14 protein-coding genes are annotated in these 13,412 nt (G+C 68.2%); 5 read left to right on the forward strand and 9 right to left on the reverse strand.

Annotation, left to right across the window (positions count from 1 at the left end; all coding sequences use genetic code 11):
- Window positions 1-296: 296 nt before the first annotated feature.
- The 3 genes from PSQ40_RS12335 to pyk form a co-directional block, all read right to left on the reverse strand.
- A complete protein-coding gene (locus tag PSQ40_RS12335; protein ID WP_273951815.1) occupies window positions 297-1,208 on the reverse strand; it encodes a phosphoribosylaminoimidazolesuccinocarboxamide synthase in 912 nt (303 codons plus the stop codon).
- Between the two features lie 92 nt (window positions 1,209-1,300).
- Complete coding sequence (gene fba / locus PSQ40_RS12340; RefSeq protein WP_273951816.1) at window positions 1,301-2,365, reverse strand: class II fructose-bisphosphate aldolase; 1,065 nt, start codon at window positions 2,363-2,365, stop codon at window positions 1,301-1,303.
- A gap of 195 nt (window positions 2,366-2,560) precedes the next feature.
- Complete coding sequence (gene pyk / locus PSQ40_RS12345) at window positions 2,561-3,997, reverse strand: pyruvate kinase (RefSeq protein ID WP_273951817.1); 1,437 nt, start codon at window positions 3,995-3,997, stop codon at window positions 2,561-2,563.
- A gap of 241 nt (window positions 3,998-4,238) precedes the next feature.
- Between pyk and PSQ40_RS12350 the strand changes: the two genes are divergently transcribed.
- Window positions 4,239-5,351, forward strand: coding sequence for a fatty acid desaturase (locus tag PSQ40_RS12350; protein ID WP_273951818.1), 1,113 nt, complete (start codon window positions 4,239-4,241; stop codon window positions 5,349-5,351).
- 111 nt (window positions 5,352-5,462) lie between these two features.
- Here PSQ40_RS12350 and PSQ40_RS12355 read toward each other — a convergent pair whose 3' ends face one another.
- The 6 genes from PSQ40_RS12355 to def form a co-directional block, all read right to left on the reverse strand.
- On the reverse strand, window positions 5,463-6,656 hold the full coding sequence (locus PSQ40_RS12355) for a phosphoglycerate kinase (RefSeq protein WP_273951819.1): 1,194 nt from the start codon (window positions 6,654-6,656) through the stop codon (window positions 5,463-5,465).
- 142 nt (window positions 6,657-6,798) lie between these two features.
- Entirely contained in the window at window positions 6,799-7,134 is a 336-nt protein-coding gene (locus PSQ40_RS12360) for an AzlD domain-containing protein (protein ID WP_273951820.1), read from the reverse strand.
- Between the two features lie 25 nt (window positions 7,135-7,159).
- On the reverse strand, window positions 7,160-7,897 hold the full coding sequence (locus PSQ40_RS12365) for an AzlC family ABC transporter permease (RefSeq protein ID WP_273951821.1): 738 nt from the start codon (window positions 7,895-7,897) through the stop codon (window positions 7,160-7,162).
- Between the two features lie 13 nt (window positions 7,898-7,910).
- Entirely contained in the window at window positions 7,911-8,888 is a 978-nt protein-coding gene (gene fmt / locus PSQ40_RS12370) for a methionyl-tRNA formyltransferase (protein WP_273951822.1), read from the reverse strand.
- A gap of 27 nt (window positions 8,889-8,915) precedes the next feature.
- Window positions 8,916-9,446, reverse strand: a complete 531-nt coding sequence (locus PSQ40_RS12375) for a hypothetical protein (RefSeq protein ID WP_273951823.1) — start codon at window positions 9,444-9,446, stop codon at window positions 8,916-8,918.
- Window positions 9,443-9,952 carry a peptide deformylase gene (gene def / locus PSQ40_RS12380; protein WP_273951824.1) on the reverse strand — a complete coding sequence of 170 codons (510 nt, stop codon included), beginning with the start codon at window positions 9,950-9,952 and terminating at the stop codon, window positions 9,443-9,445. The genes PSQ40_RS12375 and def overlap by 4 nt, the downstream gene beginning before the upstream one ends.
- A 169-nt stretch (window positions 9,953-10,121) precedes the next feature.
- On the opposite strand from def, the gene PSQ40_RS12385 reads away from it, so the two are divergent.
- Genes PSQ40_RS12385 through PSQ40_RS12400 form a run of 4 tightly spaced genes read left to right on the forward strand, consistent with a single transcriptional unit; the run spans window position 10,122 to window position 13,342 of the window.
- Entirely contained in the window at window positions 10,122-11,408 is a 1,287-nt protein-coding gene (locus PSQ40_RS12385; protein WP_273951825.1) for a LysM peptidoglycan-binding domain-containing protein, read from the forward strand.
- Window positions 11,409-11,450: 42 nt separating this feature from the next.
- Window positions 11,451-12,617: a DNA-processing protein DprA gene (gene dprA, locus PSQ40_RS12390; RefSeq protein ID WP_273951826.1), complete on the forward strand. Its 1,167-nt coding sequence runs from the start codon at window positions 11,451-11,453 to the stop codon at window positions 12,615-12,617.
- Window positions 12,614-12,811: a DprA-like winged helix domain-containing protein gene (locus tag PSQ40_RS21385; RefSeq protein WP_457851494.1), complete on the forward strand. Its 198-nt coding sequence runs from the start codon at window positions 12,614-12,616 to the stop codon at window positions 12,809-12,811. Before dprA ends, PSQ40_RS21385 begins: the two co-directional genes overlap by 4 nt.
- A 39-nt stretch (window positions 12,812-12,850) precedes the next feature.
- Complete coding sequence (locus PSQ40_RS12400) at window positions 12,851-13,342, forward strand: DUF494 family protein (protein ID WP_337961829.1); 492 nt, start codon at window positions 12,851-12,853, stop codon at window positions 13,340-13,342.
- Window positions 13,343-13,412: the final 70 nt, after the last annotated feature.

Genomic DNA, 13,412 nt, shown 5'->3' on the forward strand with positions numbered 1-13,412 from the left:
TGCCCCCCGAGGGGGCCGCAGGCCGCCTTGGGGCGGCCCGGCGCCGGCCTGGGGTGAGGCCCCCACGGTCACGCACTGCGTGTCGCTCCCTGCCCCCCGAGGGGGCCGCAGGCCGCCTTGGGGCGGCCCGGCGCCGGCCTGATCTCCACTCAAGACCACCTCGCTTGAACGGAGAGGGGGCTGATTCACACGCTGGGTTGAATGCCTCTGGGGGGCAGGACGCCAAGGCGTGTGGGGCATTGCCTCCGAGGGGATGGCCCGGGGGCAAACTGGGTGACGCGACGCTCAGTCGACGCTCAGGCGGCGGTCAGGCGCTCCAGGGCTTCGCGGTACTTGGCGGCGGTTTTTTCGATCACCTCGCGCGGCAGGCGCGGCGAGGGGGCGGTCTTGTTCCACGGGGCGCCGTTGATGCGCACGGCTTCGAGCCAGTCGCGCACGAACTGCTTGTCGTAGCTGGGCGGGTTTTCGCCGGCGGCAAAGGCGGCGTCGTAGCCTTCGACGGGCCAGTAGCGCGAGCTGTCGGGGGTCAGGACTTCGTCCATCAGCACCAGGGTGCCATCGGTGTCGAGGCCAAATTCAAACTTGGTGTCGGCAATGATCATGCCCTTGGTCAGCGCGATCTCGGCGGCGGCCTGGTAGATGGCGATGCTGAGGTCGCGGATGCGGGTGGCCAGGTCCAGGCCGATCATCTCGACGGTGCGCTCGAACGTGATGTTCTCGTCGTGCTCACCGACTTCGGCCTTGGCGGCCGGCGTGTAGATGGGCTGGGGCAGGCGCGAAGCGTTCTTCAGGCCTTCGGGCAGGGGCACGCCACAGACCGAACGGCTCTCTTGGTATTCCTTCCAGCCGCTGCCCGCCAGGTAGCCGCGCACCACGGCCTCGACCGGGATCGGCTTCAAGCGCTTGACCAGCATCGAACGACCGGTCACTTGGGCCACCTCGCTGGGGCTGACCACGCTCTCGGGGGCGTCACCGGTCAGGTGGTTGGGGCACAGGTGGCCCAGCTTGTCGAACCAGAACAGGGCCATCTGGGTCAGCAACTCGCCCTTGCCCGGGATGGGCTCGCCCATGATGACGTCAAAGGCCGACAGGCGGTCGCTGGCCACCATCAGGATGCGGTCGGTGCCCACGGCGTAGTTGTCACGCACCTTGCCTCGGGCGAGCAGGGGCAGGGAGGTCAGAGCGGAAGTGTGCAGGGCGGTGGACATGGCTTTGGCGTGAGAAATATTCGGCAACCCAGAAATGAAAAAGCCCGTTGAACAGTCAACGGGCTCGCGCTATTCAGCGTGATTATCGCAAATCAGTTCACGACCTGGGCCAGAGCGCCTTGGGCGTACTGAGCGGCCATGACCTGCAGGCTGTGGCCCTTGATCTTGCCGCCTTGGCCTTCGCAACCGAATTCCAGGTAACGCTGCTTGCAGATTTGCTTGGCGGCTTCGCGGGCCGGCTTGAGCCATTCGCGGGCGTCAAACTTGTCGGGGTTCTCGAACAGGAACTTGCGCACCGCGCCGGTCATGGCCAGGCGAATGTCGGTGTCGATGTTGATCTTGCGCACGCCGTACTTGATGGCTTGCTGGATTTCCTCGACGGGCACGCCGTAGGTTTCCTTCATCTTGCCGCCGTACTGGTTGATGATGGCCAGCAGTTCTTGCGGCACCGAGGACGAGCCGTGCATCACCAGGTGGGTGTTGGGGATGCGGGCGTTGATTTCCTTGACGCGGCTGATGGCCAGGATGTCGCCGGTGGGCTTGCGGCTGAACTTGTAGGCGCCGTGGCTGGTGCCGATGGCAATCGCCAGCGCGTCCAGCTGGGTGGCCTTGACGAAGGTGGCGGCTTCTTCGGGGTCGGTCAGCATCTGGCTGTGGTCCAGCTTGCCGACGGCGCCGATGCCGTCTTCTTCGCCGGCGTCGCCGGTTTCGAGGTTGCCCAGGCAGCCGAGTTCGCCTTCGACGGTGACGCCGGTCTTGTGCGCCATGTCGACGACCTTGCGGGTCACTTCGACGTTGTAGTCAAAGCTCGACGGGGTCTTGCCGTCTTCCATCAGCGAGCCGTCCATCATGACCGAGCCAAAGCCCAGGTCGATCGCGCCCTGGCAGACCTTGGGGCTGGTGCCGTGGTCTTGGTGCATCACCAGGGGGATGTGGGGGTAGGCTTCGCAGGCGGCCTGGATCAGGTGCTTGATGAAGCTCTCGCCCGCGTACTTGCGAGCCCCTGCGCTGGCTTGCAGGATGACCGGCGCGCCCACTTCGTCGGCGGCCGCCATCACGGCCTGGACTTGCTCCAGATTGTTGACGTTGAAGGCCGGGATGCCATAGCCGTTGACAGCGGCATGGTCCAGCAGTTCGCGCATGGAAACGAGAGGCATGGTGATGATCCGTGGGAAGTGATGAAAGCTGACCGGAGCGGCTAAATTGACTGGTAACCGCGCCGTAACTCCTGCGATTTTAGCCGCAGGCAGGCCGAAGCCCGTCACACCAAGCATCAAGTGGGCCAGACAACCCGCGCCGACGCGGCGCCAGCCCGGCCCGGGCCCGCCTCAGGGCCCGGCCACCAGCGGGCCTCAAGCCACGCAGCAGATCTTCAGCATGTTGGTGCCGCCGGGCGCGCCCATGGGCTCGCCGCAGGTGATGGCGTAGACGTCACCGCTGCTCACAATGCCCCGCTTCTTGAGGTGGGCCTCGGCCTGCACCAGGGCGGTGTCGCGGTCGCCACTGGTGTCCATCAGCAGCGGGCGCACGTTGCGGAACAGGGCCATGCGGCGCTGGGTGGCCACCTTCGGGGTCAGCGCGTAGATCGGCACATGGATGCGGTGGCGGCTCATCCACAGAGCGGTGGAGCCGCTGTCGGTCATGGCAACGATCGCCTTGGCGCCCAGGTGGTGGGCGGTGAACAGCGCGCCCATGGCGATCGACTGGTCGATGCGGGTGAAGGACTTGCCCAGGAAGTCGGCGTCCAGCTCGACTTGCTCGGCCGACTCGGCGGCGCTGCAGATCTTGGCCATTTCTTCGACGGTTTCGAGCGGGTACTTGCCGGCTGCGGTCTCGGCCGACAGCATCACCGCGTCGGTGCCGTCGAGCACGGCGTTGGCCACGTCACTGACCTCGGCGCGGGTCGGCACCGGGTTGGTGATCATGCTTTCCATCATCTGGGTGGCGGTGATGACCACCTTGTCGCTCTCACGCGCGAGCTTGATCATGCGCTTTTGCAGCGCGGGCACGACGGCGTTGCCGACTTCGACGGCCAGGTCGCCGCGCGCCACCATGATGCCGTCGCTGGCGGCCAGGATTTCCTCCAGGCGCGGGATGGCTTCAGCGCGCTCGATCTTGGCGATCAGGCCCGGCTTGTGGCGGTACTCGGCCGCGGCCACATTGCACAGCTGGCGCGCCATTTCCATGTCGGTCGCGTTCTTGGGGAAGCTCACGGCCACGTAATCGGCCTGGAAGCTCATCGCGGTGCGGATGTCTTCCATGTCCTTGCCGGTCAGCGCCGGCGCGGTCAGGCCGCCGCCCTGCTTGTTGATGCCCTTGTTGTTGGACAGTTCGCCACCGAGCTTGACCACCGTGTGGACCTGCTCGCCGCGCACGGCGGTGACGGTCAGCACGATCAGGCCGTCGTTGAGCAACAGCAGGTCGCCGGCCTTGACGTCGCGCGGCAGCTCTTTGTAGTCGAGGCCCACACCGTGCAGGTCACCGGGCTCGGTGCGCGAGGCGTCGAGCACAAAGGCAGCCCCGGCTTCGAGCATGACCTTGCCTTCGGCGAACTTGCCGACGCGGATCTTGGGGCCTTGCAGGTCGGCCATGATGGCCACTTCACGGCCCGCGCGCTGGGCCGCGGCACGCACCAGGGCGGCGCGGTCGATGTGGTCCTGGGCCTTGCCATGGCTGAAATTGAGGCGCACGACGTTGACCCCGGCGCGGATCATCTTCTCCAGCAGGTCCGGGTCGCTGGAAGCAGGACCGAGGGTGGCAACGATTTTGGTGGCGCGGCGGGTGCTCATGGGCAAAGGTCTCCTGTAACTTAATTTCCATTTTCACATGGAACCGGTTACCAACCCGGTACGAAAAACCCGGGCCCGGGTTTATCCCAGCCCCGACAAGGCGCGGCGCCCGCTCTAAAACCCGGCCTGCGTCAGGGGTATCGACCTGGCGGCGGAAAGTGCAGCGCATTTGAGCCCGGTCAACGGCCCGACTTGCCAAACGCCTACCATCCGGGCCTTGCCGCAGAACCTATAGGCGACCATGACCGCAATTCAGACCCCTTCCCAAGAGCTTCCCGCGCCGCTGGCCCCGGACGCGCCGCTGCCCCACCGCAAGATCATCCGGTCCTGGCTGATCCCGCTGTCCGAACGCACCACCTGGTGGGCCTTTGTGCTGCTGGCTTTCGACTACGCGCTGCTGGCAGCCACGCTGTACGGCGTGGTGACGCTGGACAGCATCGCGCTCAAGCTGCTGTGTGGCCTGGCCGCCGGCTTTGTGCTGGGTCGCCTGTTCATCATCGGCCACGACGCCTGCCACCAGAGCCTGACGCCGCACCGCCAACTCAACAAATGGCTCGGGCGCATCGCGTTCCTGCCCTCGATCACCCCCTACAGCCTGTGGGACGTGGGCCACAACGTGGTGCACCACGGCTTCACCAACCTCAAGGGCGTGGACTTTGTGTGGGAGCCCAAGACCCAGGCCGAATTCGACGCCATGACGCCGGGCCGCCGCTTCATGGAACGCCTCTACCGCAGCGGTTGGGCACCGGGCCTGTACTACATGATCGAAATCTGGTGGAAGAAGATGTTCTTCCCCAGCAAGTCGAGCATGGGCACGCGCCGCCCGCTGTTCTTCTGGGACTGCATGGCCGTGTCGGCCTACGGCCTGGTCTGGATGGGCGGCCTGGTGGCCGCCGCGCTGAGCACCGGGCAATCGGTGGCTCTGCTGCTGGGCCTGGGGTTTGTGGTGCCGATGCTGTTCTGGTTCGCGATGATCGGCTTTGTGGTGTACGTGCACCACACCCACGTGAAGGTGTCCTGGCATGACAACAAGGCCGCCTGGACGCGCGCGCAACCGTTTGTGTCGACCACCGTGCACCTGACCTTCCCGTTCCAGATCGGCGCCGTGTTGCACCACATCATGGAGCACACGGCCCACCACGTCGACATGAGCATCCCGCTGTACCGCCTCAAGGACGCCCAGAAGATGCTCGAAGACCTGCTGCCGGGCCGCATCATCGTGCAACCGTTCTCGTGGGCCTGGTACTTCCGCACCGCGCGCGCCTGCAAGCTGTACGACTTCTCGCGCCGCTGCTGGACCGACTTCAAGGGCCGCGCCACCAGCGAGCCGCAAGCCCTGCCCGTGGCCGCCTGACCACCCCGTCACCCCCTTCAGCGCAAAACAAAAGCCACAGGCCCTCGCGGGCACTGTGGCTTTTTTCATGGGCGCTGCCGGCGCCAGGCCGACAGCCCAGGCGCGGGGCGATCAGCCCGCGGCGCGCTTGGCCAGGATCTCGAAAGCCGGCAGGGTCTTGCCCTCAAGCACCTCCAGGAAGGCGCCGCCGCCGGTGGAGATGTAGCCCACCTGCTGCTCGATGCCGTACTTGGCGATCGCGGCCAGGGTGTCGCCACCGCCAGCGATGCTGAAGGCGCTGGAGTCGGCAATCGCCTGCGCGATGGCCTTGGTGCCGTTTTCAAACGCAGCGAACTCGAACACGCCCACCGGGCCGTTCCAGACGATGGTGCCGGCGGCCTTGAGTTGCGTGGCCAGGCGGGCCGCGGTGTCGGGACCGATGTCGAGGATCAGGTCGTCGTCGGCCACGTCAGCGGCCGACTTGACGGTGGCCTCGGCGTCGGCCGAGAAGGTCTTGGCGACCACCACGTCGGTGGGGATCGGCACCTCGGCGCCACGCGCCTTCATGGCGTCGATCACGGCCTTGGCTTCGCCCAGCAGATCGGGCTCGGCCAGGCTCTTGCCGATCTTCAGGCCGGCGGCCAGCATGAAGGTGTTGGCAATGCCACCGCCCACGATCAGCTGGTCGACCTTGTCGGCCAGGCTCTTCAGGATGGTCAGCTTGGTGCTCACCTTGGAGCCCGCCACGATGGCCACCAGCGGGCGCTGCGGGTGGGCCAGGGCCTTGGTGATGGCGTCGATCTCAGCGGCCAGCAGCGGGCCGGCGCAGGCCACGGGGGCGAACTGGGCGATGCCGTACGTGGTGCCTTCGGCGCGGTGGGCGGTGCCAAACGCGTCGTTGACGAAGATGTCGCACAGCGCGGCCAGCTTCTGGGCCAGCTCGGGCTTGTTCTTCTTTTCACCCACGTTGAGGCGGCAGTTCTCCAGCAGCACCACCTGGCCCGGGGCCACGCTCACGCCGTCGACCCAGTTGGCCACCAGCGCCACGTCACGGCCCAGCAGCTCGGACAGGCGCTTGGCCACCGGGGCCAGCGAGTCTTCGGGCTTGAACTCGCCCTCGGTCGGGCGGCCCAGGTGGGAGGTGACCATCACGGCCGCGCCGGCGTCCAGGGCCATCTGGATGCAGGGCACGCTGGCGCGGATGCGGGTGTCTTCGGTGATGTTGCCAGCGTCGTCCTGCGGCACGTTCAGGTCGGCACGGATGAAAACGCGCTGGTCACGGACTTTGCCGGCGGCGCACAGGTCGGAGAAACGGATGACGTTCATGGCTTCTTAGGTTGAGTTCTGGACAAACCCGACCATTTTAGAAGCTTGTCCTTCAGGGCCCTGACAGGTGGGCCGTGCAAGGCCGCAGGCCGCGCACCGCCGCCCGCCAATGCCGCCCGCCAATGCCGCCCTCCGGCGCCCCTCACCAGCCCAGGCCCAGGTGCAGCGGCAGGAACACCGCCATGCCCACGAGGATGGTGATCAGCACGTTCTTACGCCAAAAATACACCGCCGCGCCCGCCAGCGCCGCGTACAGGCGCGCGTCCTGCAGCGTGGGCGTGAGCTGGCCCTGCACCATCACCACCTCGGGCACCACCACCGCGGCCAGCGCAGCGATGGGAGCGTACTGCAGGCCGCGCTGGGCCCAGTGCGGCAGGCTCCAGGGCTTGCTGGAGATGAAAAAGAAACTGCGCGCGATCACGGTCACGCAGGCCAGGCCGATGATGACGGCCACGGTCCAGGCGTCGGTTTGTCCCATGGTTCAGGTCTTTCTGGCCGCAGCCTCAGTGGCTCGGGGCCGGCGGCCGCTGGCCCGGCAGGCGTTCCAGCCCGAGGCACAGCAACACGGCCACGGCGATCGCCACCACGATGTTGAGCTTGAGCGGCAAGGCATAGGCCACCACCGCCGCCACCCCGGCCACCGCCGCCGCCACGCCCCGCAGCCGCGTGCTGCCGAGCGAGCACAGGATGCCAATCAGGCACAGGATGCCGGCAAAGCCCAGCCCCCATTGGGTGGGAATGAAGTTGGCCAGCACCACGCCGATCAGGCTCGACACCATCCAGCTGCCCCAATTGACCACGCAGTTGCCCGCCAGGTAGGCCGTCTGGGCCAGTTGCTGCTCGGGCGTGGAGGCCGGTTGGGGGTAATGGCGCGTGAACAGCACATAGGTCAGGTCGGCCGTCAGGTAGCCATGCATGAGGCGCTCCCAGCGCGGCAGGTGCATCAGGTAGGGGCGCAGGTGCAGGCTGAACACCACAAAGCGCAGGTTGACGCAAAAGCCCGTGGCCAGGATCACCCAGGCCGGCGCGTTGGCCACCAGCAGGGGAATGGCCGCCAGCTGCGAGCTGCCCGCGAACACCAGCAGGGTCATGAGCACCGACTCGAACACGCTCATGCCCGACTTGACCATGGCCACGCCGGTCATCAAACCCCAGGCCGCGATGCCTGGCGCCTGCGGCCACATGCCCTTCACCCCCAGGGCGAAGTCGGGATGGCGGTAATGCGCCGCACGCAAAAACATGGCTCGACTCCGATCAGGCCGTGGCCTGGCCCAGCACGGCGCCCGGGCTGAGGGCAAAGCCACGCAGGAAATCAGCCACCGGCAGGCGCTTGCCACCCGCGCGCTGCAGCACGCGCAGGCGCAGCACGCCCTGGCCGCATTGCACGGTCACCGCATCGGTCTCCAGCGCCAGCACCTGACCGGCCACGCGGTCGGGGGCCGGGGCGGCGCTGGCGTCGGCCACCTCGGCACGCCAGACCTTGATGACCTCGCCGCCGCAGGTCGTCTGCGCGCCGGGGAAGGGGTCAAATGCCCGCACCCGGCGGTCAATCTGCGCGGCCGGCAGGGCCCAATCGATCTGCGCCTCGGCTTTCTCGATCTTGTGGGCGTAAGTGATGCCTTCGGCGGGCTGCGGCGTGCGCGTCAGGCCACCCTGCGGTGCGCGCTGCAGCGCCTCGACCACCAGGCGACCGCCTTGCTCGGCCAGGCGGTCGTGCAGCGTGCCGGTGCTGTCGTCGGAGGCGATCGGCAGGCGCTCGATCAGCAGCATGTCGCCGGTGTCCAGGCCTGCGTCCATCTGCATGATGGTGACGCCGGTCTCGGCGTCGCCCGCTTCGATGGCGCGGTGGATCGGGGCCGCACCCCGCCAGCGCGGCAGCAGCGACGCGTGGATGTTGAGGCAGCCCAGCGGCGGGGTGTCGAGCACCCACTGCGGCAGGATCAGGCCGTAAGCGGCCACCACCATCACGTCGGCCTGCGCGGCCAGGAGGGCGTCACGGGCCGCGGCGGCTTCGTCAGGGTACTTGCCGTCGAGGCGCAGGCTGCGCGGCTGGGCCACGGGCACACCGTGGGCCAACGCCCACTGCTTGACGGGCGAGGGCTGCAGCTTCATGCCGCGCCCGGCAGGGCGGTCCGGCTGGGTCATCACCAGGGCGATCTCAAAGCCCGCCTGGTGCAGGCGCTCCAGCGCCACCCGTGCAAATTCCGGCGTACCGGCAAAAATCACTCTCATGGTCTCGGGCCCCTCCAGGGGGCCATGTCAACGTGACAGCCGCTCGGCTGGGTCCCGCACCTGTTGGTACACCACCCGGCGCAACACGCCGTCGGGGTCCAGGTGCAGGTAGGCGTAAAAGGCCTCGTTCAGGTCGAGGAACTGGTAGACCCAGACCTGACCCTCAAAACGGGCCACCCGGTCGATCCGGGCCGGGGCCCCATAGGCCAGGCGCAGGTCGTCGGCCCGGGTCTGCCCCAGCTGCAACTCGGCATCGAGGCGCTGCTTGCGCAGCGGCTGGTCGACGCGCTGCAGCCGACCCTGCGCATCGAGGTCGAGGTTGTAGACCGCGGTACCGGCCGGCAGGTACGAGTACTGCAGGCGTTCACCCGAGGGCAGGGGGTAGCGGGCCGTCGGTGGGCCCAGGCGCGCCAGCAACTCGGCGCGGGTCGAGCCCAGGGGCTGCGCCGAGGGGAAATTGAACACCGGCGAACCGGCACAGGCCGCCAACAGACCGGCCAGCACCACGGTCGCGGCGAGGCGTCCGGTGCGGGCCGGTGCGGCGGCGCGGGCCCTCATGCGCGGGCCTCGCGCTGGGCCTTGACCAGCTTGGTCTTGATGCGGTTGCGCTTGAGCGGCGACAGGTACTCGACAAACACCTTGCCCATCAAGTGGTCCATCTCGTGCTGGATGCACACCGCCAGCAGGCCGTCGGCGCTGATCTCGCGCGACTCGCCCTGGGCGTCCAGGGCCTTGACGCGCACCGCGTCGGCGCGCTCGACACCGTCGTAGATGCCCGGCACCGAGAGGCAGCCTTCCTCGTTGAGGTGGCGCTCGGGGCTGGACCAGACGATCTCGGGGTTGATCAGCACCAGGGGCTGGTCGTGGTCCTCGGACACGTCGATGACGATCAGGCGTTCGTGGTAGTCGACCTGGGTCGCGGCCAGGCCGATGCCCTTGGCGTCGTACATGGTCTCGAACATGTCTTGGATGCGCGTTTGAAGGCGCTCGTCAAAAACCGTGACGGGCTTGGCCACCTTGGTCAGGCGGGGGTCGGGATAGCAGAGAATGGGTAAAAGAGCCATGGCGTTTCGCAGCAGTTGTCGCTATTTTCGCCACTTTTGTCTTGGACGGCTGAGGCGCACCGATTTTTCATTGCCCAATCAAGGGCTTGGGCGCAAAATCTGAGCCGATTTGTGACGATTCCGCCGGGTTGACGCCCACCTTCGAAGGCGGATCCCGGGAGCGACAGGAATGCCAAACCAACTCAAGCAAGCAGCGGTGCAAGGCCAGCGGCGGCGGATGACCTTCTCCGCCCTGTCGCTGCTGGGCCTGATGAGCACGCCCGGCTGGGCCCAACGCTACCCCATCACGGCCGACCAAAAAGCCACCGCCGAGCGCGTGGCCCAGAACGGCGTGCCGGTCAGCGAACTGGCCGCCAACGCCCCCGACAGCTACACCGTCAAGCCCGGCGACACCCTGTGGGGCATTTCGGGCCTGTACCTCACCAAGCCCTGGCGCTGGCCCGAACTGTGGGGCATGAACCGCCAGGACGTCAGCAACCCCCACCTGATCTACCCCGGTCAGACCCTCTACCTGATCCGCCAGGGTGGCCTGGCACGCCTGAGCCTGCGCAACGGCGACAGCAGCGAGATCCCCACCGTCAAGGTGGTGCCCCGCACCCGCACCGAGGCGCTGTCGGCCAATGCCCTGCCCACGCTGCGCACCCAGCTGATCGAGCCCTTCCTGGCCGAACCCGTGGTGGTCGACGAACGCACCCTGCTCGAGGCCCCGCACATCGTGGCGGGCCAGGACGACCGCGTGCTGATCAGCCGCGGTGACCGCGCCTATGCGCGCGGCGAAGCCAACACCCCGCTGGTGATTGGCCCCGGCCTGCCGCGCGACTTCCGCGTCTTCCGCAGCGCCAAACCGATCAAGAACCCGAACAACGGCGAGATCCTCGGCTACGAAGCCCAGTACCTGGGCCGGGCCCGGCTGGAGCGCAGCGAAACCACCCAGGCCGCACCCGAGACCAGCCCGCCGATGCGGCCGTTCCCGGAGAGCCGGGTCAGTGACCAAGGCTACCCCGCCGACGCCCCCCAGCCCGTGCCCGGCGATGTGGTGCCCGCGACCATCGACATCGTGTCGATCAAGGAAGAAATCCGCGCCGGTGACCGCCTGTTGCCCGAGCCCCCGCGCCAGCTGGTGAACTACGTGCCGCGTGCCCCCGAAGTCCCGATCCAGGGCGGGCGCATTGCCTCGGTCTACGGCAGCGCCGTGGCCAACGCCGCACAGAACCAGGTGGTGGCCATCAACCTGGGCCGGCGCGACGGCATCGAGTCCGGCCATGTGCTGGCGATCCTGACCGAAGGCGCGCGCATGATCGACAAAACCGACGACCAGCGCACCCGCATCAAGCTGCCCGACGAGCGCAACGGCCTGCTGATGGTGTTCCGCACCTTCGACCGCGTGTCTTACGCGCTGATCCTCGAGATCAAACAGGCGGTGCGCGTGGGCGACCGCCTGATCCACCCGCTCTGAGGGTTGCCCATGCCGGCGCCCCGCCATCCCCGACGAGGCTGAATGAGCCCGCCCCCGCCCGGCCGCGATGAACTCACGGCCTGGCTGCGGCTCAGCCTGGTGCCGGGGCTCGGCCAACTCAGCGCCTGTCGTTTGCTGCGTGCCTTCGGTCCGCCTGAGGGCCTGTTTGAACAACCCACCGCCGCGTTGGCGCCCTGGCTCAGCCCCAGCCAGATCCAGGCCCTGCGCCGCCCGCCCACCGGCCTGGCCGAGCTGCTGGCACGCACCGTCCGCTGGCTGGACGAGCCCACCCCCGGCCTGCGCCACCAGGTCGTGAGCCTGGCCGACGCCGCCTACCCACCGGCCTTGCTGCAACTGGAAGACCCGCCGCTGCTGGTCTACCTGATCGACGCCGCGCCCGAGGCCACCCCCACCACCCCCACCACCGCGGGCGCACCGTGGTCGCGCTGTGCCAACGCACTCGCCATGGTCGGCAGCCGGGTGGCCAGCCCCCAGGGCCTGGAAACCGCCCACGCCTTTGCCCAGGCGCTGGCCGAACGCGGGGTGACCATCGTCTCGGGGCTGGCGCTGGGCATCGACGGTGCCGCGCACCAGGGGGCCCTGGCCGCGCACGGGCCGGCCGCGTGTTGCCCCACGCTGGCCGTGGTGGGCACCGGGCTGGACCGCGTCTACCCACGCCAGCACCAGGCCCTGGCCCATGCGGTGGCCCGGCGCGGCCTGCTGCTCAGCGAGTACCCCTTGGGCACGCCGCCCTTGCCGGGCAACTTCCCCAAACGCAACCGACTGATCGCGGCCTTGTCCCAGGGCACGCTGGTGGTCGAGGCCGCGCTGGCCTCGGGCTCGCTGGTCACCGCGCGGCTGGCGGCCGAGCAGGGCAAGGAGGTGTTTGCGATCCCGGGCTCGATCCACGCCCCGCAGGCGCGCGGCTGCCACGCGCTGATCCGGCAAGGCGCCAAACTGGTCGAAACCCTCGACGACATCCTCGAAGAGTTGGCGTTTGAACTGCCAACGCCCCCCCTCGACACCGCACCGGGGGCCCCCACCACCGCGCCGCCGCCGCCCCCGAAACCCAAGCCCGCCGCGCGCCCTCCAAGCACGCGGGTCCGCGCGCAGGCCCAGGCCCCGTCAGCGCCACCGGCCCGATCCGAAGGGGCCGCGCCTGAGCCGCCCCCCATCACCCAAGCCCCCCCACCGCACCGCCGGCCATGACCACTGCCACCCCCGCCCCTCCGACCGACGCCTTGCTGACCGCCCTGGGCTACGAAGCCAGCTCACTGGACGCGCTGCAGGCCCGCACCGGCCTGCCCACGCCCCAACTGCAGGCCGCCTTGCTGACGCTGGAACTCGCTGGCCAGGTGGCCCGGCTGCCGGGGGGGCTGTTCCAGCGCATCGGTCTGGCCTGAACCGGTCGCCCCGGGCAAGTCGGCTATATTGCGCGGATGATGGAAGTTCTGGTCTTTGTGTACGAAAACTATGGGCATGGCGACAACTGCCCTGAGCTCAAACAACTGGGCGACAAGCTGAATTCGGAGGGGTTTGACGAGTCCGACATTGAACAGGCCCTGGACTGGCTGGAGGGCCTGCAAGAGGCCGCCGCCACCTTGCGCCGCCAGCGCCCCGCGGCCAACGCGCCGCACCCCCACGCCCTGCTCGCGCCGCAAGCCACCAGCCTGCGCGCCTACACCCCGCACGAGCTCGATCACCTGGGGGCCGAAGGCCTGGGCTTCATTCACTTCCTGCAGTCGGTGGGGGCCTTGCCCCCGGCGCTGCACGAGGTGGTGATGGAACACGCGGTCGCCACCTCGGGGCGGCCGCTCAGCCTGGAGGCCCTGAAGGTCATCATCCTGATGGTGTTCTGGCAGTTCAACCACCAGCCCAATGCGCTGGTGCTCGACGAGTTGTGCAGCGCCCGCGGCGAGCGCACCCTGCACTGACCGGGGGGCGGGCGCGGCCAGAGCGCCGATCACCCCCCTTCACAGCCCCGTCACCCCCAACAACCCCCCA

It is taken from the genome of Curvibacter cyanobacteriorum, assembly GCF_028649475.1.
GTDB classification, from domain to species: Bacteria; Pseudomonadota; Gammaproteobacteria; order Burkholderiales; family Burkholderiaceae_C; genus Curvibacter; species Curvibacter cyanobacteriorum.

Excerpts from the sequence above, each read along its gene's own strand:
- PSQ40_RS12335 (WP_273951815.1), bottom strand. The coding sequence starts at position 1,208 with ATGTCCACCGCCCTGCACACTTCCGCTCTGACCTCCCTGCCCCTGCTC.
- fba (WP_273951816.1), bottom strand. The coding sequence starts at position 2,365 with ATGCCTCTCGTTTCCATGCGCGAACTGCTGGACCATGCCGCTGTCAAC.
- pyk (WP_273951817.1), bottom strand. The coding sequence starts at position 3,997 with ATGAGCACCCGCCGCGCCACCAAAATCGTTGCCACCCTCGGTCCTGCT.
- PSQ40_RS12350 (WP_273951818.1), top strand. The coding sequence starts at position 4,239 with ATGACCGCAATTCAGACCCCTTCCCAAGAGCTTCCCGCGCCGCTGGCC.
- PSQ40_RS12355 (WP_273951819.1), bottom strand. The coding sequence starts at position 6,656 with ATGAACGTCATCCGTTTCTCCGACCTGTGCGCCGCCGGCAAAGTCCGT.
- PSQ40_RS12360 (WP_273951820.1), bottom strand. The coding sequence starts at position 7,134 with ATGGGACAAACCGACGCCTGGACCGTGGCCGTCATCATCGGCCTGGCC.
- PSQ40_RS12365 (WP_273951821.1), bottom strand. The coding sequence starts at position 7,897 with ATGTTTTTGCGTGCGGCGCATTACCGCCATCCCGACTTCGCCCTGGGG.
- fmt (WP_273951822.1), bottom strand. The coding sequence starts at position 8,888 with ATGAGAGTGATTTTTGCCGGTACGCCGGAATTTGCACGGGTGGCGCTG.
- PSQ40_RS12375 (WP_273951823.1), bottom strand. The coding sequence starts at position 9,446 with ATGAGGGCCCGCGCCGCCGCACCGGCCCGCACCGGACGCCTCGCCGCG.
- def (WP_273951824.1), bottom strand. The coding sequence starts at position 9,952 with ATGGCTCTTTTACCCATTCTCTGCTATCCCGACCCCCGCCTGACCAAG.
- PSQ40_RS12385 (WP_273951825.1), top strand. The coding sequence starts at position 10,122 with ATGCCAAACCAACTCAAGCAAGCAGCGGTGCAAGGCCAGCGGCGGCGG.
- dprA (WP_273951826.1), top strand. The coding sequence starts at position 11,451 with ATGAGCCCGCCCCCGCCCGGCCGCGATGAACTCACGGCCTGGCTGCGG.
- PSQ40_RS21385 (WP_457851494.1), top strand. The coding sequence starts at position 12,614 with ATGACCACTGCCACCCCCGCCCCTCCGACCGACGCCTTGCTGACCGCC.
- PSQ40_RS12400 (WP_337961829.1), top strand. The coding sequence starts at position 12,851 with ATGGAAGTTCTGGTCTTTGTGTACGAAAACTATGGGCATGGCGACAAC.